The following is a 24,288-nucleotide window of genomic DNA, read 5'->3' as shown; positions in this document are numbered from 1 at the left end:
ACTTATTTTGATGTAGTTTTAAGCTAGCCAAGTAGGATTGATTTTCCATTGTTTTACCCATGGCTCTATATCTTCTGCGGGCATAGGGCGTGCTATGCCATAACCCTGGGCTAATACACAGCCCAGAGAAAGTAACTGCATACCATGTTCTGCTGTTTCCACACCTTCGGCAATAACTTGGTGATTAAAGGCAGAAGCCAAACCTATTACTCCCATCACGATTGCGCGATCATCAGGATCTTCTAGCATATCTCTGACAAAGCTTTGATCGATTTTTAACATATCAACAGTTAGTCGCTTAAGATAAGTTAATGATGAAAATCCAGTTCCAAAATCATCAATTGCAAAGCTAACACCAATATCAATACAGGATTGCATTATAGGAAGTACTTCCTCCATGTCACCTAAGGCACTGGTTTCTAGAATCTCTAATTGCAATAAAGAGGGATTTATCATTGTTCTTTTAGAGAGTGCTTCACTAAGTTTTTCAACAAAATTATTTTGCTGTAATTGATAAGCATCAATATTAATACTGACGTCAATATCTAAACCCGCAAGTTGCCATTTGGCAATTTGATCTAAGGCGTTATTAATCACCCAGTCTCCTAGCTCGATGCTAATAGGCTGATTAGTAATCATTGGTAGAAAATCAGCAGGGGATAACAAACCGCGTTCAGGATGTTGCCAACGTATTAAGGCCTCTGTGCCAATTCCTTTACCTGTTTTCATATTTATTTTCGGCTGGTGGTATAATACAAACTGATTTTGTTCTAGCGCTTGTTTGATATGTTCAATGGTTTCATGTTGGCTTTGGATTGATTTATCTTGATTAACATCGAATAGGTGAAAACGATTTTTACCCGTTTGTTTTGCTATATACATAGCTTGATCTGCATGACGAATGAGTTGATCAGCATCGACATTATCATGGGGATATATTGTTACACCGATACTTGTTGAAACTTGCATAGAGCGATTACCAATACTGACTCGGCTCATGGTCGCTTGTAATAGTCGTTCTAATGCTAGTTCATAGTCTTTTTGATTTTCTATATCAACCAAAACCGCAACAAATTCATCGCCTCCGATACGTGCAATAGTATCGCTCGCGCGTAGTGATTTTTTCATTAAAGAGGCGAGTTTAATTAATAACTCATCTCCAATACCGTGGCCATAATTATCATTAACAGCTTTAAAGCCATCTAAATCTAAATATACTACCGCAATGGATTGTTGGCGACGATTACTTTGGTGTATAGCATTTTTTAATCGCTCTGAAAGTAGCATACGATTAGGCAGGTTAGTTAATGTGTCATAATGCGCGATATGTTTTAATTGTTGTTGATGTCGCATCATATGGGTAATATCAGAGAAAAGTGCCACATAGTTTTTTATATTCTCCTTAGCATCATATACTGTGCTGATGGTGGCTAAGGTCGCGAATTTTTCGCCATTTTTGCGTTTTTCCCATATTTCCCCAGACCATTCATGGGTTTCTCGTAAAGATGTCCATATGTCATCTAAAAACTCTACACTATGACGACCTTGAGATAATATTGAAGGGTTAGTGCCTAATACTTCTTCACGACTATAACCGGTGATATGAGAGAAGGTTTCATTGACATCAACAATGTTACCCTGCATATCAGCGATTACAATGCCTTCACGAGCGTGGGTGAATACGCTGGCCGCTAATTTTAATTGTTCTTCGGTTTTTTTCCGCACTGAAATATCTCTAATTTCCATAACCCGTGCATTATGGCCTTTGTATAAGATATTTTTACTTTTAATAGCAATGGGATATTTTGTGCCATCTTTACTAATACCAGAAACTTCATAACTCTCTGTGCTAGCACTATGCATATTTTGTTTAGTAAGTTCTGTATCTTCAGGGGCTATCAGTTCAAGGCCATTCATACCAATCAGTTCAGCATAGCTGTATCCTGACATATCAGATAAGCCACTGTTACACTCTAGAATAATGCCTTTGTTATGAATAACAATACCACCATAGGTCGCTTCGCTAAGTGCTTTAAAACGTCCTTCACTTTCTAATAATGTCGTTTGTGTTAGTGATAAACGGCGGTTAAAACGATGCAGGTAGAAGACAATTGATGTCGTTAACATCACTAATAAAATAGTGGTTGCTAGAAAAGGGTGTACCCAAGCAGGAATTTCTGGTGGTTTAGTATCATACATAAATCCATCAAGGTAGCGAGTATCCTTGATTAAACCTGATCGGATAAAGGTATCCGCCATATGCTTCCAACGTTCTGGGTTCATATGACCAATTTGAATTAAGTTAGGAATAATTAATTTGCGCATCGCTTGTGCTTCAAAGCGCAAATGCTCCTGTGTTTTAGTGATATGATACTTGGACTTAAGAAGGTCAATAATTTCCTGTGGGTTATCCATCGCATAACGCCAACCTTTTAAGGTTGCACGACGCATTGCTTCTACGCGTTGCGGATTAAGTTTAAATTCTCTCTCGGAAGTGAAAAATATATCACTGTAAAAATCAATACGATAGGTGCTAGGGTCGATAACATTAAAAGCAATATTATTTTGTTCAAGGAGATATGGCTCATTTGTGGTGTAGGAATTGAATGCATCGACTTGCCCTGAAATCAAATCACTAAGTTGATAACTGCTTGGTACAATATCCAGTTGTGATAATGAAATGCCTTCATTAAGCAACATGGTCAGAAAATCTGCATCCTCATAGCGATTTGCCAACATGACTTTTTTACCAATCAGATCATGAACGGTTCGGATGCCGGATTCTTGTTTTGTTATTAAAACAGAAGGAGAGTGCTGAAAAATAGCGGCTAGTGCAATTAAAGGCTTACCCTGTAAACGCTGATATAATACTTCGCTATTTCCGGTCGCATATAATGCTCGCCCAGATAAAACTTCTTCAACAGGTTGATGATTGGGATCGCCACTTCGTAAATTGACTTCAATGCCTTCATCACGATAATAACCTTTCTCTAAAGCGAGCATAGTAACCTGCAAATTGAAATTGGTGATGCCAGCGTAATTGTATTGTAACGATATCTTTGGATACTGCGTTAACCACAGGATTCCAGGAAAAAAGAGTAACATTACCCCCAAAAAAGCGTAGTAGGGAACGCTGAAGAAAGGTTAAACGACATTTTAATATATATCCAATGAATGATTTATTAATGTTGAATGGTACATGATAAATAATGATAGCTTATTTATGAAGAATTAATACCTCACGCTATAAATAACTCGCTGATTCTTTAAAGAATGAGGTTTACTTGAAAGTTTTTTATATAAATATTAGCGCCTGTTATTTATATTTTTTTGTGATATGTGTGTTTTCTATGTATCTGTTCAAGGCTTGTTGTTTTTTCTTTCAAGTGAATAGAGCATAGATAGAATGAATGCTCTATCGATGGCCAATTGAAGTAAGGCTATAGGAGGGAGTTACTAATCGATAATAACTAGCCCCTTGGTTTCATTTGCCAGTCAGCAAGTTCAACTAATACAAGTAAAGCGCCATGTCCTCCAAATTCAAGAGGAGCTTGATGAAAAGCGAGAATATCGGGGTGTTGAGCTAACCATAAAGGCACTTGTTTTTTTAGTACATAGGTTCCTACACCGTGCAATACACTACAACAATATAAACCTTCTTTTTTACAGCAGGCGATTAATGCACCTAATTCACGTCTTGCTTCAATTTGAGTCAGACCGTGTAAATCAAGAATGATTTCAGGTGAAAAATCACCACGACGAAGTTGCTTCATAAGGTATTTTTCAGCATCACTTCGTTGGTATCGAACCGGCCCTTCAGAATTTAAAAGTGGTTCAAATTGATCAGAAAAATACTCAGTTTCAAAGGTAGCATTGCTTTCTCTTTGATAAGTTGTTTTTTCTTAATGTTTTTAGAGGGCAGTTTTATGGTATCCTGCTTTAACTTTTTAATACCTGAGAATTCTGCGCTAAATAGCGAAAAGTCATCACTACTATTTTCATTTGTCATGGTTTTTCTCGCTTTATATTTTGAACAGGCAGTTTAACTTAATTGGAGAAAAAATTGGAATCGAATTTCCGCGAAGAAGCTATCACCGAATTGAAAACTATTCAGGATATGTTACGTTTTGCTACCACTCAGTTTAATCAAGCTGGACTTTTTTATGGCCATGGTAGTGATAATGCTTTAGATGATGCATTGCAACTTATTTTACCGTCTTTGAGTCTGCCATTAAATGGCGGAACAGAAATGTTAAATGCCAGGCTATTACGCCAGGAACGAGAAATGCTGGTTGATTTAATCAATCAACGTATTGAGCAACGTATTCCTGTGGCCTATTTAACGAATACCGCTTGGTTTGCTGGCCTTGAGTTTTATGTAGATGAACGCACCTTAGTGCCACGATCTCCCTTTGCTGAATTGATCAACGAAGGTTTCAAACCTTGGTTAACAACTCAGCCAGAGCGAATTTTAGATCTTTGTACTGGCAGTGCCTGTATTGCAATTGCCTGCGCCTACGCATTTCCAAATAGTTATGTGGATGCTGTAGATATTTCCGATGATGCTCTAGAAGTTGCAGAAATTAATATTCAAGGCCATGGTGTAGAACAGCAAGTTATTCCGATGCAATCGGATTTATTTTCTAATATTAAAAATGAAAAATATGATTTGATTGTCTCAAATCCACCTTATGTTGATGAAGAAGATATGGCAAACTTACCCGATGAATTTAGGCATGAACCTGAATTAGGGTTAGCAAGTGGCTTTGATGGGCTTGATTTGGTGCGTAAAATGTTAAGCCAAGCGAGCAGACATGTTAACGGATAATGGTTTATTATTTGTAGAAGTTGGTAATTCACAGGTACATTTGCAACAAAAATACCCAGAAATACCTTTTCAGTGGATTGAATTTAAATCCGGTGGGCATGGTGTTTTTGTGTTAACCAAACAACAGTTGCAAGATATAGAAATCAATTAATTTTCTTAATTTAAACAAGTTTATTTTTAATTTCGAGATTTAATTAAGAGCAAAAAAACACCCATATTAAATTGCGTGTTTACAAACTTAGGGAAAAAATAATGGCAGGAAGTAGTATTGGTCAACTTTTTAAAGTGACGACATTTGGTGAAAGTCACGGTGTGGCACTCGGTTGCATCGTTGATGGTATTCCCCCAGGACTTGAAATTTGTGAAGCCGATTTACAACAAGATTTAGATCGTCGTCGTCCTGGCCAATCTCGTTATACCACAATGCGTCAAGAGGGAGATCAAGTAAAAATTCTTTCTGGTGTTTTCGAAGGTAAAACGACGGGCTGTAGCATAGGTTTATTAATTGAAAATACGGATCAGCGTTCAAAGGATTATTCTGCGATTAAAGATCTATTTCGTCCTGGTCATGCTGATTATACCTATCATCAAAAATATGGGCACCGTGATTACCGTGGCGGTGGTCGTTCCTCTGCACGTGAAACTGCAATGCGTGTTGCACGCTGGTGCGATTGCTAAAAAGTACCTAAAAGAATTTTTAGGAGTAGAAATACGTGGTTATTTAAGCCAATTGGGTAATATTACCCCTGATATTATCGATTGGAATGAAGTTGAAAATAATCCTTTCTTCTTCCCTGATAGCAGTAAAATCCCTGCGCTTGAAGATTATATGAAAGCGTTGATTAAAGAGGGTAACTCTATTGGAGCTAAGGTGACAGTGGTTGCTTCTGGTGTACCTGTTGGTTTAGGCGAACCTGTTTTTGACCGTCTTGATGCTGAACTTGCACATTCATTGATGAGCATAAATGCGGTTAAAGGTGTTGAAATTGGTGATGGATTTGCTGTTGCCAATCAAAAAGGCACTGAGCATAGAGATGAAATGACACCTGAAGGTTTCTTATCAAATCATGCGGGTGGTGTTTTAGGTGGTATTTCAACGGGACAGGATATTCTTGCTTCAATTGCACTTAAACCAACTTCTAGTTTAACTATTCCAGGTCGTACGATTACCACAGAAGGTGAAGCGACTGAAATGATTACTAAAGGGCGTCATGATCCCTGTGTTGGTATTCGTGCGGTACCTATTGCCGAAGCGCAAATGGCGATCACTTTATTAGATCATCTGTTACGCCATCGAGCACAAAATTTACATGTGCATACCAGCACACCAAAACTTAAATAACCTGAATTGTAACTACTCAGGGCGTCGCTATTTATGCCTAGCCCTGAGCATTTATCGCCCAAATTACTAAAAATATTTTCTTTTGAAAAAGTGCTGAGTTACCTCTTGTTTTTAAAAGGGCAATTCCCAGTCTTTGCTAAAGTTTATAAATTGTTTTAATAATGGGGTTTGATAACGGTCTTTGTGCCAAATTAACCAATAATCTCGATGCATATCCACATTAATATTTAGTTTTTTCAAACGCTTATCAGCTAGGGCATGACGTACAGCTACCTTGGAAATACAGGCTATACCTAAACCAGCACTGGTACAGTTTATGATTGCTTCGGTACTCTTAAGCTCTAATGAAACATGGTAGTGATTTAACTTTCGACCAATTTGATTAATAAAAAAAGTACGACTACCTGAACCTGGCTCACGTAAAATCCATTGTTGCCCTTCTAAATCATTAATATTTAAATGTTTTTTGTCTGCTAAGTGATGGTCTTTATTAGCTACAATTACCATCTCATCCTTTAACCATTTGATCGATTGTAGATGACTGTCAAATAGGTTTGCTTCAACTAAACCTATATCTAATTCATATTCCTTAATTTGTTCACCAATGGTTTGGCTATTGTCAATCAATAATGATTGATTGTGATGGTCAAATTGTCTGCGGAAATCAGCAAGTAATAGCGGTAATAAATGATTACCCAGTGTATTACTGGCACCAATACGTAACTTCCCACTAAGGGTTGTGTTATTACTGAATAAGCTAGCAATGAGTTTACTGCGTTCAATTTGTTCATCTGCAAGGGGTAATAGTTGTTTACCAAAATCATTAATAAACAAACGATTATTTTTTCGCTCAAAAAGCGAATGCCCGAGTTGTTTTTCTAACTCAGATAAACTCATGCTGACAGCTGGTTTACTCAAAAAAGTTTTTCAGTCTGCAGGCTGTGATTGTCTTTTCTTGAGTAATACAGATAAATACTTGTAATTGCTTTAGGGTAATATTCATTTTAATCCTGTTAATTAAAACTTAACATACTGTTAAATAGTTTAAACTATTTTTAATCTTAAGTGTTGAATACACTCTTAATATATTCACACTGGAGAGTAAAAATGAAAAATAAAATAGCTAATATTTTTGCCGATGTACCGACTGCTTTAGCTGGATTAGCCTTAGGTATTGCAAGTTTAGGTTGGTGTTGGGAAAGTAGCTCTCGCTTTCAAGGACAAGCACAAATGAGTGGCGCCTTTGTGGCGTCAATATTATTGTTAGCATTATTGTTGAAGTTTGTATTTAATCCGCAATTACTAAAAAGCGATCTTTCTCATCATTTACGTGGCAGTGTTGTGCCTACTTTTGCAATGGCGACTATGGTGATAGCAAATAATATTAATCATTCGAATCACTCACTCGCTTTAATTTTATGGCTTGCAACTATAGCGCTTCATTTGTCTTTTTTAGTTGTTTTTATTTATTACCGTTTAAAAGATTTTAAATTCGAACATGTTTTACCGAGTTGGTTTATTCCACCTGTTGGTATTGTAGTCGGGGCGGTATCTTTTCCTGGTGGAGACTTAATTAAGATAGCTAATGCATTGGTATTATTTGGTTTTACTGCTTACTCTGTTTTGTTACCAACACTGTTATATCGTTATTTTTTGTACCATAAAATTGTTGAGCAGGAAAAACCAACCATTGCTATTTTTGCGAGCGCCTGCAAGTTTAAGTTTAGCGGGTTATTTAACCGTGACTGCAAACCCAAGTTACCAAGTGGTTGCGTTACTTGCTGTGATTGCATTATCTATGACCTTGTTTATTTATTACTCTTTTATTAAGTTGTTGCGATTACCCTTTAGCCCTGCATATTCTGCCTTTACCTTTCCTTTAGTGATAGGGGCGACAGCAATGTTTAAAACTAATCAGTATTTGTTAGCAAATGGTGGCAATTTACAATTAGCTAATTTAATAGAGTCAGTAGCTTATTTCGAATTGATTGTGGCAAGTGTGATGGTGGGGTATGTTTCAATACGTTATTTGCTTCACTTTAATCCAATTAAAGTGAAGCAAAAAGTGGTTATTGCTCATTAAGTTTATTAAACAATAAACTAAAAATTGAGCATTAACCGTTATCAATGATGGGATAATTAAAATAGGCTTTTTAGTTTCCCACCTAATTCACTGCCTAATTTTTCCTCTACTTTAGAACCAATTTTTTCCTTTTGTTTCTCAAGTTCAGCTTCAACTTTTTCCTTCGCTTCTGCTTTTAATGCATCAGCTTTGGCTTTTAGTTGCCCTTGTAAGGCACTTTCAGTATCTAATGAAATTTTAGGATCAGTAAAACTGCCTTTAATTAACATTGGAATAGTGACCCCGTTAAGATCAACATAATCTGTTTCTTCTGTGCTTTTTGATAGAGGGCTAATGCTTAGCTTATAATCTAAGGTTTCATTAATGATTTGTACTAACCCTGAGCCATCGAGACGCATAACAGGTGATAACATTAATAACTTTTGGTTATTCACTAGGCCTTTATCAATAGTGAAACCTCCCGTTAATGAAGCAAAATCTGTCTTTTTAATGCTGTCACTTGTTGGCAGAGTTTGGCCTGTGATTTTTGCTTTTAATATACGAATTTCCTGATTAATATTTACGCCATAAAGTTCGCCATCAAGTAATTCAAAGTCACCTTTACCCACTAACCCCTGTTTTATTTTAGTTGCTGTCAGACCTTGTCCTTGGCCACTAAAGTTGAAGTTTGTTGTACCACTCAATATATCCAATTCAGCGACATCGGTTAATAAGGGACGGATTTGAACATCTTTTAGACTAGTGCTGACGTTATATGCATTAGCACCTTTGCTATCACTGACTTCTGAATTAAGTGTTAACAAACCTTCGTATAACTCTACTGTTAATGGTTTTATTTGTGCTTTGCCACTTTTGATGATCAAGTGTTTTTTGATTTGACCTATTTCAATGTTATCAACCTTCACGCCTGCAATATTTAACTGACCGTCAATATCTAAGGTATTCAAGAAGCTTAAATCGGGTTCAACCTCTTCCGCTGTTTCTGTGCTTGTTGGTGCTGGATCGCTTTCATTACTGTCCTCTGTTTTAGTAATATAATTATTGAGATCCAAGGTGTTAGTTTCTAGTTGATAACGCACTTTGGTAATATTACCCGTTTGTACACTTGCTTCACCTGCCAGTTCTATATCATCTACTTTAAGTTTTAAGTTATTGATAGAGGCAAGTTGAGAGTCGAGTAAATAGGTAATAGCCGCATTAAATTGGGTGCTGACTTTCTTATTTGGAAGGTTGTCTGCTTCAATTTGGGTATTAATATCAAGGCCATTTAAAGTCACTTTATTTTCATTAACGGCAAAGTCGACATCCGTTTTTAAGGTGCTTTTTAGTTGCCCATTTGGTAATGCATTTGCTGTTACTAACGTATCTACCTGTAATGCTTTAACTTGTACATTAGAAAGAGCTTCATTGACTAAAATTAATGAGCTTAATTGAATGTCCGCCTGCATATCATCAATGATTAATTTAGTATTAATGGCAAAGTCTGTTTCTTTATCAAAGGCAAACTCACCAAGCTTAATTTCATTGATAGTAATTTTTTGGTAGCTATTTGCCTGTAAATCTTCAACTTCTATAATAGCGTTATTAACATCAATGCCTTCTAATTGGGTTTTATTAAAAGCAAAGAAAGGTGCATCACCTTCATCGTTAGTGGTTTCTGTTTCTGTCGTTACTTGCGTTTCTGAGGATTTTTCTGCGCCCATATTATCAAGGTTAGACACGCCTTGTTTGTCAGTTAACAGGGTAACTTCAAATCCATTTAGGGTTAATTTCCCAATTGATATTTCACCCTTTAATAATGGTAAAATATTAATGCCTAATGACGCTTCATTAATTTTGAGGAGGTGAGGGCGACTAAATCCAGCTAAGTTATCCAACTGTATTTCGCCACTTGAAAAACCAAGTTGCGGATAGAGTGTCCAGCCAATGTCGCCATTGATATGTAAGTCACGATTAAGGTTGCTTTTGACCTGTGCCTCTATTTCACTTTTATAATTGTTTGGATCTACAAACACCATTAATAGGGCAATGGTTACAAACATTAATACAATAACGCCGATAAAAATTTTAAGTAATAATTTCATTTTATATTCCTTTAACTGCCAGCTAATTTTACTGTGTAACCCATTTTTTCTAATATTGTTTTGATTAATTCACGTTGCTCGCCTTGAATCTCAATAACAAAACCTTTAACAGCACCGCCTGTACCTGTACGTTTTTTAATATCTTTAGCTAATGCTTTAAGCGCTTTTTCATCTAAGTTTAAGCCCTTTATTAATGTCACTCCTTTACCTTTACGGCCTTTGGTTTCTCGGTGCAAGCGAATAATGCCATCACCCTCAGGAGGTTTTTCTTTTACTTTAGGTTGCTCAATTTTGCCACCATCCGTTGAATAAACTAAATTAAGTTCACTTAAGTCCATGCTTGTTCCTTATTTACAAAAGTTAGTTACTAGCACAGTCTAACAGAGAGTGATTTAAGTTTGATCAAAAACATGGGTTGCTTTTTATTTTATTTTTTACAACAAATAAGTTGTTTCGTTAAGCTGATTGCAATTTTTGTTTTAATTATTTAGTTGTAGATCTTTACAACTTCAATGGTAACAGGTATGTAAATATTGTAGAATCCTTCCTTTTTTAGCATTTTGTATTATCGAGGCTCCAATGAGTATTAAAAAAGTAAACCTGTTAGATCTTAACCGTGAGGCATTGCGTGCATTTTTTGTTGAAATCGGCGAAAAAGCGTTCCGTGCGGAACAGGTCATGAAATGGGTTTATCATTTTGGTTGTGATGATTTCGATAAAATGGACAACATCAATAAAAAGCTACGTGAAAAACTCAAACAGCGTGCTGAAATTGTCGCCCCAGAAGTGTCGGTTGAACAGCGCAGTAGCGATGGCACGATAAAATGGGTAATGCGCGTTGGAAATCAAGATATTGAAACGGTTTATATTCCAGAAAAAGAACGTGCGACGCTTTGTGTTTCTTCTCAGGTTGGTTGTGCGCTTGCCTGTAATTTCTGCTCAACAGCACAACAGGGCTTTAATCGTAATTTAACCGTGTCTGAAATTATCGGTCAAGTTTGGCGTGCGGCTAAAATTGTTGGTGTTATGGGAGAAAAGGGGACTCGTCCGATCACTAATGTTGTGATGATGGGAATGGGAGAGCCATTATTGAACCTTAATAATGTTATTCCAGCAATGGAATTAATGATGGATGATTTAGGTTATGCTCTCTCTAAGCGTCGTGTAACCTTATCGACATCAGGCGTAGTGCCTGCATTAGATATTTTAGGTGATAAAATTGACGTTGCGCTAGCGATTTCATTGCATGCGGCTAATGATGATTTACGTTCGCAAATGATGCCTATTAATGACAAATACAATATTGCAGACTTCCTAGCTGGGGTGAAACGCTATATTGGTAAATCAAAAGCTAACCGTGGTAAAGTGACTATCGAGTACTTATTGTTAGACCACTTCAATGATTCCACGGATCAAGCTCATGAATTAGCGATTCTTTTGAAGGATACTCCCTGTAAAATTAATTTGATCCCATTTAACCCATTCCCGGGTAATGATTATGAAAAACCAAGTAATAGTCGTGTGGATCGTTTTAATAAGGTATTAATGGAATATGGCTATACCGTTATTGTGCGTAAAACACGAGGCGATGATATTGATGCGACTTGTGGACAATTAGTGGGTGATGTTATCGATCGAACAAAACGTGTCATTAAGAAACGTCAAAAAGGTGAAAATATTGCCATTTCAGAGAGTTAAAAAATCAAATCTTCATATGATGGGATGATCGGAGTAGTATTACTGTTATAAATAGTATGAAAAATGGTATGACTTGGTTCACAATGCATATCTATTGTTATCGCTAAATACTTTTGCCGTGTTAGCTGATATCTTATAGGTATGCTGACATATTTAAATTTTATGAGGGAAATATGCGTTTATTTTTTGTTCTTTCATCTGTTCTATTTTTAAGTGCCTGTGTCACTAGTGAAACAACGGTGACAACAAAAAATACAGGCGCGACAATCAAAACACAGTTTGATCCTCAAAGTGTCTGCCGATACGCGTGTGAAGCTTGCATTACGTTATTTACGTAAAGATGAAATGCAACTGGCAAAAGAGAACCTAGAAAAGGCTCTAGAATATCAACCTAACGATGCCAATATTTATCGTATTTATGCCTATTATTCGCAACGTGTGAATGAAGATGAAGATGCGGAAAAGTTTTATAAAAAATCATTAAGCTTAGACTCAAAAAATGCAGATACTCATAATAATTATGGTACCTTTTTGTGTCGAAAAGAACGATATGAAGAAGCTGAAAAAGAATTTTTAACGGCTATCGAGCAAACAAGTTATAGCAATGTTGCCGATACCTATGAGAATGCGGCTTATTGTGCTGAAAAAGCGCAAAACTTTGATAAAGCGATTTATTATTATCAATATGCATTGTCCCATAACCCTAATAAAATAGGCCTTCACCTTTCACTTGCAAATTTAAATATTAATAAAAAAGAATTTACAGTCGCACAATTAAATATATTTAATTTTCTTAAGAAAAGTAAAGCAACACCTGAAAGTTTGTGGCAGTCAATTCGTTTAAGTTATGCCACTGAGAAAGGCGCAAGTCTGAACAAGTATGCGACACAGCTATTATCAGAGTTTCCAGAGTCACAACGTGCTTTAGACTATTTAAACCATGAGTATTATTAACCATGCCAGATGAAAATAATGAATTTCCAAGTTTCCTAGCGTCTTCAGAGGTTGCTACCCCCTAGGAAAAGCGCTACAAAGCGCACGAGTGAGTGCTACTTTATCCATAGAAGATGTCGCTAAAAAATTGAATTTAGGTGTGGTGACAATTGGTGATCTTGAAGAAAACCTTGAACAAATTATAGAAAGCAAAAAATATCCAGTTATTTATTTACGTGGTTACCTATCAAATTATGCAAAATTGGTCGGTTTAGGTAATTTAGAGGAATATGCTGAATATCAACTTATTAATACTGCACAAAAGCAAAAACAAACCTTAAAATCTTCAAACCTGATTATTCCCAGAACTAAAAAGCGTTCTAAGTTTTGGCCTATTTTTATTCTTTTAATTCTATTGATTGCTCTGCCGGTTTATTTTTTCCAGGCGCAAGTGTTTAATGCTCTTGGCTTAAATCTTTCGACGAGTGAGCCAATGTCAGGTTTAACCTCTGAGGATGAATTTAAAGAAGACTTAGCAAAAAAACTACTTATTCAAAGCGCAAAAAGTAGTCAAAGTGAGACAACTGACGTTGCCGAGGCTGTTGAATCAAATGAGCCTGTGCAACAAACGCAAGCTTTAATTCAGACAGAGGCACCACAAAGTAGTGATGTTAGTTCGGATATTAGTGATTCTGAAAGTAATAGTGTAGAAAATGCTCCTTTAGCAATTGTTAATGACATAGTATCCGCTTCTGATGAGTCACAAACTCAGGTTGAAGAGATGGTTGTCGCTTTAGACAGTGTGCTTGAAAGTGATGTTGAGCAAGATGACTCTGCCGATGGTGCTCCGGAAAACCTATCTTTGGTATTTAATGGCGAATGCTGGACTGAAGTTTATGATGCTACTGGTGAGCGAATTGCCTTTGGTTTATATACTCAAGGACGTGAATTAATGTTATCTGGAATGGCGCCTTTTAAACTTAAATTAGGCGATCCAAGTGCCGTAGAGATACAATATCAAGATCAAGTTATCGAAGGTGATTTTACACCAGGTCGTAGCGCACAATTTACTGTGCCACTCACTTAAATTTATTACAGAGTTGTTGCAATGAGTCATACTTCTTCAATTATTCGCCGTGTTTCCAAACAAATAATGGTTGGCAATGTGCCTGTTGGTGGTGGCGCACCAATTACAGTCCAATCAATGACTAATACTTTAACAACGGATGTTGCGACCACAGTTGCTCAAATTAAACGTTTAGAGGCCGTTGGTGCAGACATGGTACGTGTTTCAGTGCCAACCATGAATGCGACTGAAGCTTTTAAAGAAATAAAAAAACAAATTAACATTCCTTTAATTGCAGATATTCATTTTGATTATCGAATTGCACTTAAAGTAGCAGAATATGGGGTTGATTGTTTACGTATCAATCCTGGTAATATCGGTAATGAACAACGTATAAGAAATGTTGTTGATTGTGCGCGTCATAATAATATTCCTATTCGTATTGGTGTTAACGGTGGATCACTTGAAGCCGATATTCAAGAGCAATATGGTGAACCAACGGCGCAAGCCTTAGTTGATTCTGCGTTACGACATGTTGATATTTTAGACCGTCTTAATTTTGAGCAGTTTAAAGTCAGTGTAAAAGCTTCCGATGCTTTATTAGCAGTAGAATCATATCAACTACTGGCAACACAAATCAGCCAACCTTTGCATTTAGGGATCACCGAAGCTGGTGGTTTACGCAGTGGTAGTGTTAAATCTGCTGTGGGTATGGGCATGTTACTATCTCAGGGGATTGGTGATACCTTACGTGTTTCCCTTATCGCTGATCCCGTTGAAGAAATAAAAGTCGGTTTTGATATCTTAAAATCCTTACGTATTCGCAGTCGTGGAATTAATTTTATTGCTTGTCCAACTTGTTCGCGTCAAGAATTTGATGTGATTGCAACGGTGAATGCCCTAGAAGAACGATTAGAAGACATTATTACCCCTGTAGACGTATCGATTATTGGTTGTGTCGTTAATGGCCCAGGCGAAGCCTTAATTTCAGATATTGGTATTACGGGTGGTAAAACAAAAAGTGGTTTCTATGAAGATGGGAAACGTCAGAAGGAACGTTTTGATAATAATAATGTGATTGATCAGCTAGAGGCAAAAATTCGTGCTCGAGTGAGTCGCACTGATCCTAACAACCTTATTATTAAAGTTTAGCCATAAGCCCAAAGTTAGCAAAGCCCGTGGTTACACATGGCGGGCTTTTTCTATATAATCCATATATAATAATCCATATATTTTTATTAATCAGTATTGAGAATTTATCGTGTCCAAAAAGATTCAAGCTATTCGTGGTATGAACGATACCCTTCCTGAGCAAACTCCTGTTTGGCAAAAATTAGAAACCCTGTTACGAAGTGTAGTTAGTAGTTACGGATACTCAGAAATTCGTATGCCTATTGTAGAAAGCACTGCGCTATTTAAACGCTCTATTGGTGAAGTGACAGATATCGTCGAAAAAGAGATGTATACCTTCGATGATAATGGTGACAGTTTAACACTGCGACCAGAAGGAACTGCTTCCTGTGTGCGTGCCGGTAATGAACACGGTTTATTGTACAATCAAGAACGTCGCATGTGGTACATGGGGCCTATGTTCCGTCATGAACGTCCTCAAAAAGGTCGTTACCGCCAATTTAATCAATTTGCGATAGAAACCTTTGGTATCGCAACAGCAGATATTGATGCTGAAGTTATTTTACTTTCTGCACGTTTATGGAAAGCCTTAGGCATTGATTCACACGTTGAATTGCAGTTAAATTCTCTAGGTTCAAATGAAGCGCGTGCATTATACAAAGAAGCATTAGTTAACTATTTAGAAATTCATCAAGATAAACTTGATGAAGATAGTAAACGTCGTATGAAAACTAACCCATTACGTGTGCTAGATAGTAAAAACAAAGATGTACAAGCAGTTTTAGTGAATGCACCGAAACTTTCTGAGCATCTTGATGACGAATCAGTAGCTCATTTTGCAAAACTACAAGCGTACCTAGATGCGACTGGTATTAAATACGTGATTAATGAACGTTTAGTGCGTGGTTTAGATTATTATAATCGCACTGTATTTGAATGGGTAACATCAAGCCTTGGTGCGCAAGGTACCATTTGTGCTGGTGGTCGTTATGATGGACTAGTTGAGCAACTTGGTGGTAAAGCAACTCCTGCGGTTGGTTTTGCAATGGGGCTTGAGCGTATTGTGTTAATGCTCAGTGAACTTGAGCTTAATAGTGACGTTAAGTCGGATGTTGATATTTATAGTGTGCTAGTTGGTGAAGATACCGATATTGCCGGTTTTAAAATGGCAGAGCAAATTCGTAATGCATTACCTGAACTTAAAATGATGCATCACTGTGGTGCTGGCAACTTTAAAAAGCAAATGAAACGTGCCGATAAAAGTGGTGCAAAAGTTGCGCTTATTATTGGCGAAACAGAATTACAGGATAACTGTGTCACAATTAAAGATTTACAAGGCAATACTGAGCAACAAACCGTTGCAATGGATCAGTTAATTACGGTATTACCTAGCTATTTTTAAACGTATTAAAAAGAAATAATTTATTAAGGAACAATTGTGGTTGATATTATTGAAGGGTACGAAACGGAAGAACCAACAGGTTGATGCCATTAAACAGTGGTGGAAAGATAACGGAAATACCCTAGTTATTGGTGCGGTCGTTGGTTTAGCTGGTCTGTGGGGATGGCGTTTTTATAACGATTCTGTGATTGAAGGGCAGGAGCAAGCATCACAGGCTTACACGACTATGTTAGCTAAATTCGAGGCACAAGGCGAAGATGCAGATACTGTCGCAGTTGAATCTTTCATTGCAGAAAATGATAGTAGTAATTACGCAGTATTAGCGTCTTTATTGTTAGCTAAAGAAGCTGTTGCTAAAGGTGATTTTGCATTAGCAAAAACGCAATTAATACAAGTTCAAAGCCAAAATAGCTATGAGCCCCTTAAACCTATTATTAATCTGCGTTTAGCAAGAGTTGAGATGGAATTAGGGCAATTAGATGAAGCCTTAGCGACACTTGAAAATGTTACCGAAGAAGGTTTTTATGCCAAAGCAGAACAAGTAAAAGGGTCTATTTATTTACAAAAAAATGACTTAGATGTTGCAAGAACTGCTTTTCAAACTGCTATTGAAGCAAGTGATGGGCGTGTAGATCCTATTTTACAGTTACAGTTTGATGACCTTGCAATCAATGTTGAAAATGAAGCCATTGATCCTGTCTTAAGCAATTAATAAATAGTTGAGATAATAATGAAAAAGGGTTTAAACAGCTTTTAACATTAGCGACATCTACTTTGTTATTAACAGGGTGTTCGATTTTTTCTAGCGAAGAAGATGTTGTAACTATGGCTGAACTGCCAGTTTTTGAGGCCACTTATAAACCTCAAGTAGCATGGAAAGGTAGCATTGGAAGTGGTGTTGATAAATATTACTCACAATTGAGTCCTGTCGCTGATGATGAAGCTGTATATGTTGCTTCTCGAGATGGTGATGTAAAAGCCTTTGATGCTAAAACCGGGAAAACACTTTGGTCAACTGATTTTAGTGATCATGAAAGTAACGAGTTAAATCGTTCAGCTCTTTTTTCTGGTGGCATTCACTTAGCCGAAGACACACTTTATATTGGTACTGAAAACGCACAGGTTTTAGCTATTGATAAAGAAAATGGCGAGTTGCGTTGGTTAGTTAAAGTATCAGGTGAAGTTATTGCAAGCCCTGTTTATTCGACCGGTTTTGTAGTAGTTCATACTAGTCGTGGTGATTTAATTGCATTAGATAGCGCAACAGGCAAAGAGGTTTGGGTATTAAATAATAACCAACCTAAACTATCGCTTCGTGGTAGTGCTACACCAAGTATTTCACAGGGTGGTATTGTTTACGGGCGTGCTGATGGTTTTGTTGCTACTGCTTTATTGTCAACAGGGCAAGCATTATGGCAATTACCCGTTGCTCGTCCTTACGGTGCGACTGAATTAGATCGTATTGTTGATGCGGATATGGAACCTATTATCCGAAATGGTGTTATTTACACCCTAGCTTATAACGGTAATTTATTGGCCATAGATTTGCTTAAAGGTGTGCAACTCTGGGAAAGTAAATACTCAGGATATAACGCGATTTCCTTATCAGGCAGTTCTTTATATTTGAGTGATTATCGTGGTTATGTCTATGCTATTGATAGAAATACTGGCTTGGAAAATTGGGTTAATAAACAGTTGTCTTACCGTAATTTAACGGGTGTTTCTGTTGCTAATGAATATATTGTTGTCGGTGATGGCGAAGGATATTTACATTGGCTTGATCGTGATACAGGTGAATTTGTTGCACAACAGTCTTTAGATTCAGATGGTTTATACATGCGACCCGTTGTTAGCAATAATTACCTTTATGTACAAACACGTAGTGGTGATCTGATTGCTATTGAGAAGCCTTCAATAAATAAGTAATAGTAATATTACGCGCAGTACGTATAATCGCTCCTCGCCTTTTTGACGAGGGGCTTTTTTAGTTTTAAAGGATACACAAAATATGTTACCAGTGATCGCCTTAGTAGGTCGTCCAAATGTGGGTAAATCCACGCTATTTAACCGTTTAACACGCACTCGTGATGCGCTTGTCGCTGATTTTCCGGGTTTAACGCGAGACCGTAAATATGGACAAGCAAAAATTGATGAAGATGAATTTATCGTCATTGATACAGGTGGTATCACTGGTGATGAAGAAGGACTTGATGCAGTAATGGCAGAACAATCATTACTGGCGATTGATGAAGCTGATGCTGTATTGTTTATGGTAGACGCCCGTGTTGGCATGATGGTTGCGGATCAAGCGATTGCAGAACATCTGCGTAAGCAAGAAAAGAAAGTTTTCATTGTTGCTAATAAAACCGACGGTATTGATGCTGATACTGCCTGTGCTGAGTTTTATGGTCTAGGCTTAGGTGAGGTTTATCATATTGCCGCCGCACACGGTAAAGGTGTTCGCCAAATGATAGATACTGCCTTAGACGGTTTCTTTGAAACCCCGGTTGTTGATGAAAATGACGAAGATGAATTTGTTGTTGATTCAGAGTATGTTGAAGATGATGAAGAGAAGCTTTTAAAAGAGCAAGAACGTCTAGTCGCTATGCCAATCAAATTGGCGATTATTGGTAAACCAAATGTAGGTAAATCAACGTTAACAAACCGTATTTTAGGTGAAGAACGTGTGGTGGTTTATGACCAACCTGGGACAACACGTGACAGTATTTATATTCCCATGACTCGTGATGATAGAGAATATGTATTAATTGATACTGCGGGTGTTCGCAAACGTAAAAAAGTAAATGAAACAGTAGAAAAGTTTTCTGTCATTAAAACTTTAAAGGCAATCGAAGATAGTAATACCGTTTTATTAGTTATTGATGCGCGTGATGGTATTGCAGAGCAGGATCTTTGTCTTTTAGGTTATACGCTAAATGCAGGTCGCTCCTTAGTGATTGCTGTTAATAAATGGGATGGCATGACAGATTACGATAAAGAGCGTGTTAAAAGCGAACTTGATCGACGTCTTGGTTTTATTGATTTTGCTAAAATTCATTTTATTTCGGCGTTGCATGGAACAGGAGTAGGGCATTTATACGAGTCAATCGAAGAAGCCTATGACTCATCAACTAAGCGTATTTCAACGTCTATGTTGACACGTATTATGAACATGGCAACCGATGACCATAATCCTCCTATGGTACAAAACCGTCGTGTTAAGTTACGTTATGCGCATGCTGGTGGTTATAACCCACCGTTAATTGTTATTCATGGTAATCAAGTTAAAAAACTACCTGATTCCTATAAACGTTATTTGATGAATTATTTCCGTCGTTCTTTGAAAATTATGGGTACACCTATTCGTATTGAATTCCGTGAAGGTCATAATCCCTTTGAAGGGCGTCGTCAGAAGTTAACGCCTAATCAACTACATAAAAGAAAACGTATGATGAGTCATTATAATAAGAAATAGGCTTCATTAGAGAGGTTTAATATGCAACTAAATTGTCCTAAGTGTTCAGCTGAGTTAGTACGTAGTGGTGAATTAAAACGTCACTGCGATGCTTGTCAAAGTGACTTTAAATTGCATATTGCTTGCAATGAATGTGGTGATGAAATAGAACGTTTAAAAGCCTGCGGTGCAGTGAGTTTTTGGTGTAATAGCTGTAACGAATTAAAAAGTAAGTCTTCTGCGGTGTATACCCTAAAAGAAGATTAATCATTTCATTAAAATTTCAAATTATAAAGCGCAATGGGGCTACTCATTGCGCTTTTTTGTTACCCTTGCTAGGATCGCTTTTTTGATTTTGCTAGGTAACTATTTTGACTCTCTCTGTAAACACCCTTAAAAAACATCTTTCCCAAGTTTTAATTAAAGATCAATTTAAGTTTTCTCGTCGTCTAGCAAATAACCAACATATTAAAGATAAAGAAAAAGCCGAGTTAGGTTTAGTTAAAATAGCCTGTGATATTCAAGCTTCAATGGATAAACGCCAATCTCGTTTTGATAACTTGCCTGATATTAGTTATCCCGACTTACCTGTCAGCGATAAAAAAGAAGAAATCGCCGAAGCAATATTAAACCATCAAGTAGTGATTATTGCCGGGGAAACGGGCTCTGGTAAAACCACGCAAATTCCTAAGATTTGTTTAGAGTTAGGTCGTGGGGTAAGTGGTTTAATTGGTCATACGCAACCAAGACGAATAGCAGCAAGTACGGTTGCTAATCGAATAGCAGAAGAGCTCGATACAGAGTTAGGGCAGTCAGTGGGTTATCGAGTTCGTTTTACCGATAAGGTAAGTGATAACTCTTATATCAAATTGATGACCGATGGTATTTTACTTGCTGAAATACAGCAAGATCGTTTTCTTACAAAATATGACACTATCATTATCGATGAAGCGCATGAGCGTAGCCTTAATATCGATTTCTTATTAGGTTACCTGAAACGTCTGTTACCTCGTCGTCCTGACTTAAAGGTTATTATTACCTCTGCAACGATAGATCCTGAACGTTTTTCTGAACATTTTTCTGATGCTAAGGGTAACAAAGCGCCCATTATTGAAGTATCTGGTCGTACCTTTCCCGTTGAAACCTTATATCGTCCATTAGATGAATATGGCGATGGTGACCAAATAGAAGGTATTTTTCATGCGGTTGATGAATTACAGCGTTTAGGACGAGGTGATATTCTCATCTTTATGAACGGTGAGCGAGAGATTCGTGATACCGCTGAAGCGTTAACAAAACGAAAAATGCGCGATACCGAAGTATTACCTTTATTTGCAAGGTTAAGTAATGCTGAACAAAGCCGAATATTTCAATCACATCGTGGCCGTCGTATTGTATTAGCCACCAATGTTGCCGAAACCTCGCTAACTATTCCTGGCATTAAATACGTTATTGATACGGGGACGGTGCGTATTAGCCGTTATAGCTACCGTACTAAGGTGCAACGATTACCAATTGAACCAATCTCACAAGCTAGTGCAAATCAGCGTATGGGGCGTTGTGGGCGTGTTAGTGCCGGTGTATGTATTCGACTATATTCAGAGGATGATTTTAATGGTCGTCCTGAGTTCACTGATCCTGAAATACTGCGTACTAATTTATCTTCTGTCATCTTACAAATGCTGGCACTTGGGTTGGGAGAATTAAATCAATTTCCCTTTGTGCAACCGCCTGAAGATAGAAATATTAAAGATGGTCTTAGTCTATTAGAAGAACTAGGCGCAGTTAACTTAAAGGCTAAAGACCCACGTAAAAAATTAACGCCACTAGGTCGTCAATTAGCAAAATTACCCGTTGACCCGCGTTTAGCACGTATGATTTTAGCTACACAACAATATAACTGTGTGCATGAAGTGATGGTAATTAGTGCCGCTTTAAGTATTCAAGATCCTCGTGAGAGGCCCATCGAGAAGCAACAAGCTAGCGATGAAATGCATCGACGTTTTTATGATAAAGACTCTGATTATCTGGCCTTTGTAAATCTTTGGACTTACATCAGAGACCAGCGTGATTCACTTTCTAGTAATCAGTTTAGAAAAATGTGTCAAAAAGAATTTCTTGCCTACATGCGTATTCGTGAGTGGCAGGATATTTATGAGCAGATTAAACAAGTCATTGATGAACTCGATATTAAAGTTAATCAACAGGTTTCTGACACTGATAATATTCATCAAGCCTTATTGGCTGGGTTACTATCGCATATTGGTTATAAAGATAAAGAGCAACATTACCTTGGTGCACGAAACAGTAAGTTCTTTATGTTTCCGGGGTCAGGTTTATTTAAGAAGCAACCTAAATGGGCGATGTTTGCTGAATTAGTTGAAACCTCTAAATTATTTGGTCGTATCAGTGCGCGTATTAAACCAGAGTGGGTAGAAGCACAGGCACAGCATCTCATTAAACGCAGTTATTCTGAACCACATTGGCAGAAAAAATCAGGCGTAGTGGGAGCCTTTGAAAATCAATTGCTTTATGGTTTACCGATTGTTACTAAACGTAAAGTGGTTTATACCAAAATTGATCCGATTTTATGTCGTGAGTTATTTATTCGTCATGCTTTAGTGGAAGGTGAATTTAATACTCGTCACCAATTTTTTAAAGACAACCAAGCATTATTAAACGATATCGAAGAGTTAGAGCACAAATCTCGTCGTCGCGATATTTTGGTGGATGATGAAACGTTATTTAGTTTTTATGATGAGCATGTACCGCAAAATGTGTGTAGTGCAAAACAATTCGATAGTTGGTGGAATCGCGAGAAAAAAGCAACCAGATTTACTTAATTATCAACGTGATGATGTCATGTCGCACAATGCAACACATGTCACCGAGAATGCTTATCCTGATTATTGGCAACAGGGCAATTTTAAGTTACAGCTTAGTTATGCCTTTGAACCGGGCACTGCGCAGGATGGTGTAACAGTCAAAATTCCATTAGCGTTATTAAATCAGATAAAACCCGATGGTTTTGAATGGCAAATTCCTGCGTTACGAGAAGAGTTATTAATTGCACTTATTAAAACCTTACCGAAACCGATTCGACGTAATTTTGTGCCTGCACCAAATTATGCCCAAGCTACAATGGCTAATTTAGAACCCTTAAAAACGCCATTATATGAAGCCTTTGAAAAGCAGTTATTACGCATGACAGGTGTAAGAATTCCCGAAGGTGCATGGGATATTAATGCATTACCAACACATCTTCGTATTAAATTTACGATTATTGATGATGATAAAAAAGTACTCGCCGTGGGGACGGATTTAGTACAACTTCAACATGATTTAAAAGGGCAGGTTAAAAAGACCTTATCTAAGGTATCAAAGCAAGGCATTGAAAAAACAGATTTACTAGAGTGGAATTTTGGCAAGTTACCTAAATCATTCAAAAAAGATCATGGAGGTTATGAAGTTAAAGCTTACCCAGCCTTAGTTGATAAAAATAAAAGTGTTGCGATTGAGTTATTTGATAGCGAAGCAAAGGCGCAACGTGTCAACAAAAATGGTTTACGCCGTTTAGTTTTATTAAACGTTCCGTCTCCAATTAAATATTTACAACAAAGTCTGCCAAATAAAGCAAAATTAGGGCTTTATTTTAACCCCTTTGGGCAGATCAAAGATTTAATTGATGATTGCATTGCCTGTGCCGTTGATTCAATTTTACAGGGCGATATAACGCCACAGGATGCTACCGCGTTTGAAACGCAAAAAGAAAAGGTACGAGCAGAACTGGCCGATAAAACATTAATTATTACTCAATTAGTGGAAGAGGTATTAACCCTTGCTCATGGCGTTAATAAAAAACTAAAAGGCAAAGTTGATTTAACCATGTTGGTGGCGCAGGGAGATATAAAGTCTCAGTTAGAACGTATTATTTTCCCTGGGTTCGCTCTGTCAATTTGGTGAGCAAAAGCTTCCTGATATTAAACGTTACTTACAGGCCTTAGAAAAGCGTTTAGAGAAGCTACCAATCAGTCCTAATCAAGACAGGTTAAATACCATTGAGTTACATGAATTAGAGCAACGCTATGGTACATTGTGTAAAACAATGTTGAGCAATGAAAAAGAAGATGAACAGTTAGCTGAGATCTATTGGATGATGGAAGAGTTAAGAGTATCGCTCTTTGCACAACAACTAGGAACAGCTTACCCTATTTCTGCGAAGCGAGTAAAACAAAAGTTAACCGAATTAAAGGGCTAGAGTTTGCAC

At 37.3% G+C, this 24,288-nt stretch carries 14 protein-coding genes and 6 pseudogenes; 14 read left to right on the top strand and 6 right to left on the bottom strand.

Annotated elements, in window-relative coordinates; translation table 11 throughout:
- Positions 1-18: 18 nt before the first annotated feature.
- The 3 genes and pseudogenes from ACLKMH_RS20080 to ACLKMH_RS20070 all read right to left on the bottom strand — a co-directional run bounded on the left by ACLKMH_RS20080 (position 19) and on the right by ACLKMH_RS20070 (position 4,009).
- Entirely contained in the window at positions 19-3,105 is a 3,087-nt protein-coding gene (locus tag ACLKMH_RS20080) for an EAL domain-containing protein (protein ID WP_413699680.1), read from the bottom strand.
- Positions 3,106-3,470: 365 nt separating this feature from the next.
- Positions 3,471-3,824 (bottom strand): annotated as a pseudogene (gene smrB, locus ACLKMH_RS20075) (endonuclease SmrB); the annotation flags it as partial.
- Complete coding sequence (locus ACLKMH_RS20070) at positions 3,824-4,009, bottom strand: hypothetical protein (RefSeq protein ID WP_413699679.1); 186 nt, start codon at positions 4,007-4,009, stop codon at positions 3,824-3,826. The gene ACLKMH_RS20070 and the pseudogene smrB, both read right to left, overlap by 1 nt.
- A 54-nt stretch (positions 4,010-4,063) precedes the next feature.
- Between ACLKMH_RS20070 and prmB the strand changes: the two are divergent.
- Together prmB and aroC are read left to right on the top strand one after the other, a co-directional pair.
- Positions 4,064-4,979, top strand: a pseudogene (gene prmB / locus ACLKMH_RS20065) (50S ribosomal protein L3 N(5)-glutamine methyltransferase).
- Between the two features lie 101 nt (positions 4,980-5,080).
- A pseudogene (aroC, locus tag ACLKMH_RS20060) lies at positions 5,081-6,170 on the top strand (chorismate synthase).
- A 111-nt stretch (positions 6,171-6,281) separates the two neighbouring features.
- Here the strand turns inward: aroC and ACLKMH_RS20055 are convergent.
- Entirely contained in the window at positions 6,282-7,067 is a 786-nt protein-coding gene (locus tag ACLKMH_RS20055) for a LysR substrate-binding domain-containing protein (RefSeq protein ID WP_413699678.1), read from the bottom strand.
- Between the two features lie 210 nt (positions 7,068-7,277).
- Between ACLKMH_RS20055 and ACLKMH_RS20050 the strand changes: the two are divergent.
- Positions 7,278-8,253: pseudogene (locus tag ACLKMH_RS20050) on the top strand (TDT family transporter).
- A 56-nt stretch (positions 8,254-8,309) separates the two neighbouring features.
- On the opposite strand, the gene ACLKMH_RS20045 reads toward ACLKMH_RS20050, so the two are convergent.
- Together ACLKMH_RS20045 and yciH are read right to left on the bottom strand one after the other, a co-directional pair.
- The gene (locus tag ACLKMH_RS20045; RefSeq protein WP_413699677.1) at positions 8,310-10,337 is read right to left on the bottom strand and encodes an AsmA family protein; all 2,028 of its coding nucleotides are present in this window, start codon (positions 10,335-10,337) and stop codon (positions 8,310-8,312) included.
- An 11-nt stretch (positions 10,338-10,348) separates the two neighbouring features.
- Entirely contained in the window at positions 10,349-10,675 is a 327-nt protein-coding gene (gene yciH, locus ACLKMH_RS20040; protein WP_413699676.1) for a stress response translation initiation inhibitor YciH, read from the bottom strand.
- Between the two features lie 241 nt (positions 10,676-10,916).
- Here yciH and ACLKMH_RS20035 point away from each other — a divergent pair, with 241 nt between their 5' ends.
- The 11 genes and pseudogenes from ACLKMH_RS20035 to hrpA all read left to right on the top strand — a co-directional run bounded on the left by ACLKMH_RS20035 (position 10,917) and on the right by hrpA (position 24,279).
- A complete protein-coding gene (locus tag ACLKMH_RS20035; protein WP_413699675.1) occupies positions 10,917-12,035 on the top strand; it encodes a bifunctional tRNA (adenosine(37)-C2)-methyltransferase TrmG/ribosomal RNA large subunit methyltransferase RlmN in 1,119 nt (372 codons plus the stop codon).
- 173 nt (positions 12,036-12,208) lie between these two features.
- Complete coding sequence (locus ACLKMH_RS20030) at positions 12,209-12,373, top strand: hypothetical protein (RefSeq protein WP_413699674.1); 165 nt, start codon at positions 12,209-12,211, stop codon at positions 12,371-12,373.
- Complete coding sequence (pilW, locus tag ACLKMH_RS20025) at positions 12,345-12,989, top strand: type IV pilus biogenesis/stability protein PilW (protein ID WP_413699673.1); 645 nt, start codon at positions 12,345-12,347, stop codon at positions 12,987-12,989. The genes ACLKMH_RS20030 and pilW overlap by 29 nt, the downstream gene beginning before the upstream one ends.
- Positions 12,990-13,011: 22 nt before the next feature.
- Complete coding sequence (locus ACLKMH_RS20020; RefSeq protein ID WP_413702415.1) at positions 13,012-14,055, top strand: RodZ domain-containing protein; 1,044 nt, start codon at positions 13,012-13,014, stop codon at positions 14,053-14,055.
- Between the two features lie 21 nt (positions 14,056-14,076).
- Positions 14,077-15,186 (top strand): flavodoxin-dependent (E)-4-hydroxy-3-methylbut-2-enyl-diphosphate synthase, encoded by a 1,110-nt coding sequence (ispG, locus tag ACLKMH_RS20015; RefSeq protein WP_413699672.1) that lies wholly within the window; start codon positions 14,077-14,079, stop codon positions 15,184-15,186.
- Positions 15,187-15,295: 109 nt separating this feature from the next.
- Positions 15,296-16,567 (top strand): histidine--tRNA ligase, encoded by a 1,272-nt coding sequence (gene hisS / locus ACLKMH_RS20010; protein WP_413699671.1) that lies wholly within the window; start codon positions 15,296-15,298, stop codon positions 16,565-16,567.
- A 40-nt stretch (positions 16,568-16,607) separates the two neighbouring features.
- Positions 16,608-17,279 (top strand): tetratricopeptide repeat protein, encoded by a 672-nt coding sequence (locus ACLKMH_RS20005; RefSeq protein WP_413699670.1) that lies wholly within the window; start codon positions 16,608-16,610, stop codon positions 17,277-17,279.
- 41 nt (positions 17,280-17,320) lie between these two features.
- Positions 17,321-18,493 (top strand): annotated as a pseudogene (gene bamB, locus ACLKMH_RS20000) (outer membrane protein assembly factor BamB); the annotation flags it as partial.
- Positions 18,494-18,575: 82 nt separating this feature from the next.
- The gene (gene der, locus ACLKMH_RS19995; RefSeq protein ID WP_413699669.1) at positions 18,576-20,042 is read left to right on the top strand and encodes a ribosome biogenesis GTPase Der; all 1,467 of its coding nucleotides are present in this window, start codon (positions 18,576-18,578) and stop codon (positions 20,040-20,042) included.
- A 21-nt stretch (positions 20,043-20,063) separates the two neighbouring features.
- Positions 20,064-20,288, top strand: a complete 225-nt coding sequence (locus ACLKMH_RS19990) for a zinc ribbon domain-containing protein (protein WP_413699668.1) — start codon at positions 20,064-20,066, stop codon at positions 20,286-20,288.
- 104 nt (positions 20,289-20,392) lie between these two features.
- Positions 20,393-24,279: pseudogene (gene hrpA / locus ACLKMH_RS19985) on the top strand (ATP-dependent RNA helicase HrpA).
- Positions 24,280-24,288: the final 9 nt, after the last annotated feature.

It is taken from the genome of Psychromonas sp. KJ10-10 (genome assembly GCF_047323245.1).
Classification (GTDB): Bacteria; Pseudomonadota; Gammaproteobacteria; order Enterobacterales; family Psychromonadaceae; genus Psychromonas.
The sequence above is the reverse complement of the archived record's forward strand: the minus strand, read 5'-3'. Positions and strand labels throughout refer to the sequence as shown.

Excerpts from the sequence above, each read along its gene's own strand:
- yciH (WP_413699676.1), bottom strand. The coding sequence starts at position 10,675 with ATGGACTTAAGTGAACTTAATTTAGTTTATTCAACGGATGGTGGCAAA.
- ACLKMH_RS20030 (WP_413699674.1), top strand. The coding sequence starts at position 12,209 with ATGCGTTTATTTTTTGTTCTTTCATCTGTTCTATTTTTAAGTGCCTGT.
- ACLKMH_RS20035 (WP_413699675.1), top strand. The coding sequence starts at position 10,917 with ATGAGTATTAAAAAAGTAAACCTGTTAGATCTTAACCGTGAGGCATTG.
- ACLKMH_RS20070 (WP_413699679.1), bottom strand. The coding sequence starts at position 4,009 with ATGACAAATGAAAATAGTAGTGATGACTTTTCGCTATTTAGCGCAGAA.
- ACLKMH_RS20045 (WP_413699677.1), bottom strand. The coding sequence starts at position 10,337 with ATGAAATTATTACTTAAAATTTTTATCGGCGTTATTGTATTAATGTTT.
- der (WP_413699669.1), top strand. The coding sequence starts at position 18,576 with ATGTTACCAGTGATCGCCTTAGTAGGTCGTCCAAATGTGGGTAAATCC.
- ispG (WP_413699672.1), top strand. The coding sequence starts at position 14,077 with ATGAGTCATACTTCTTCAATTATTCGCCGTGTTTCCAAACAAATAATG.
- ACLKMH_RS20055 (WP_413699678.1), bottom strand. The coding sequence starts at position 7,067 with ATGAGTTTATCTGAGTTAGAAAAACAACTCGGGCATTCGCTTTTTGAG.
- ACLKMH_RS20080 (WP_413699680.1), bottom strand. The coding sequence starts at position 3,105 with ATGTTACTCTTTTTTCCTGGAATCCTGTGGTTAACGCAGTATCCAAAG.
- ACLKMH_RS19990 (WP_413699668.1), top strand. The coding sequence starts at position 20,064 with ATGCAACTAAATTGTCCTAAGTGTTCAGCTGAGTTAGTACGTAGTGGT.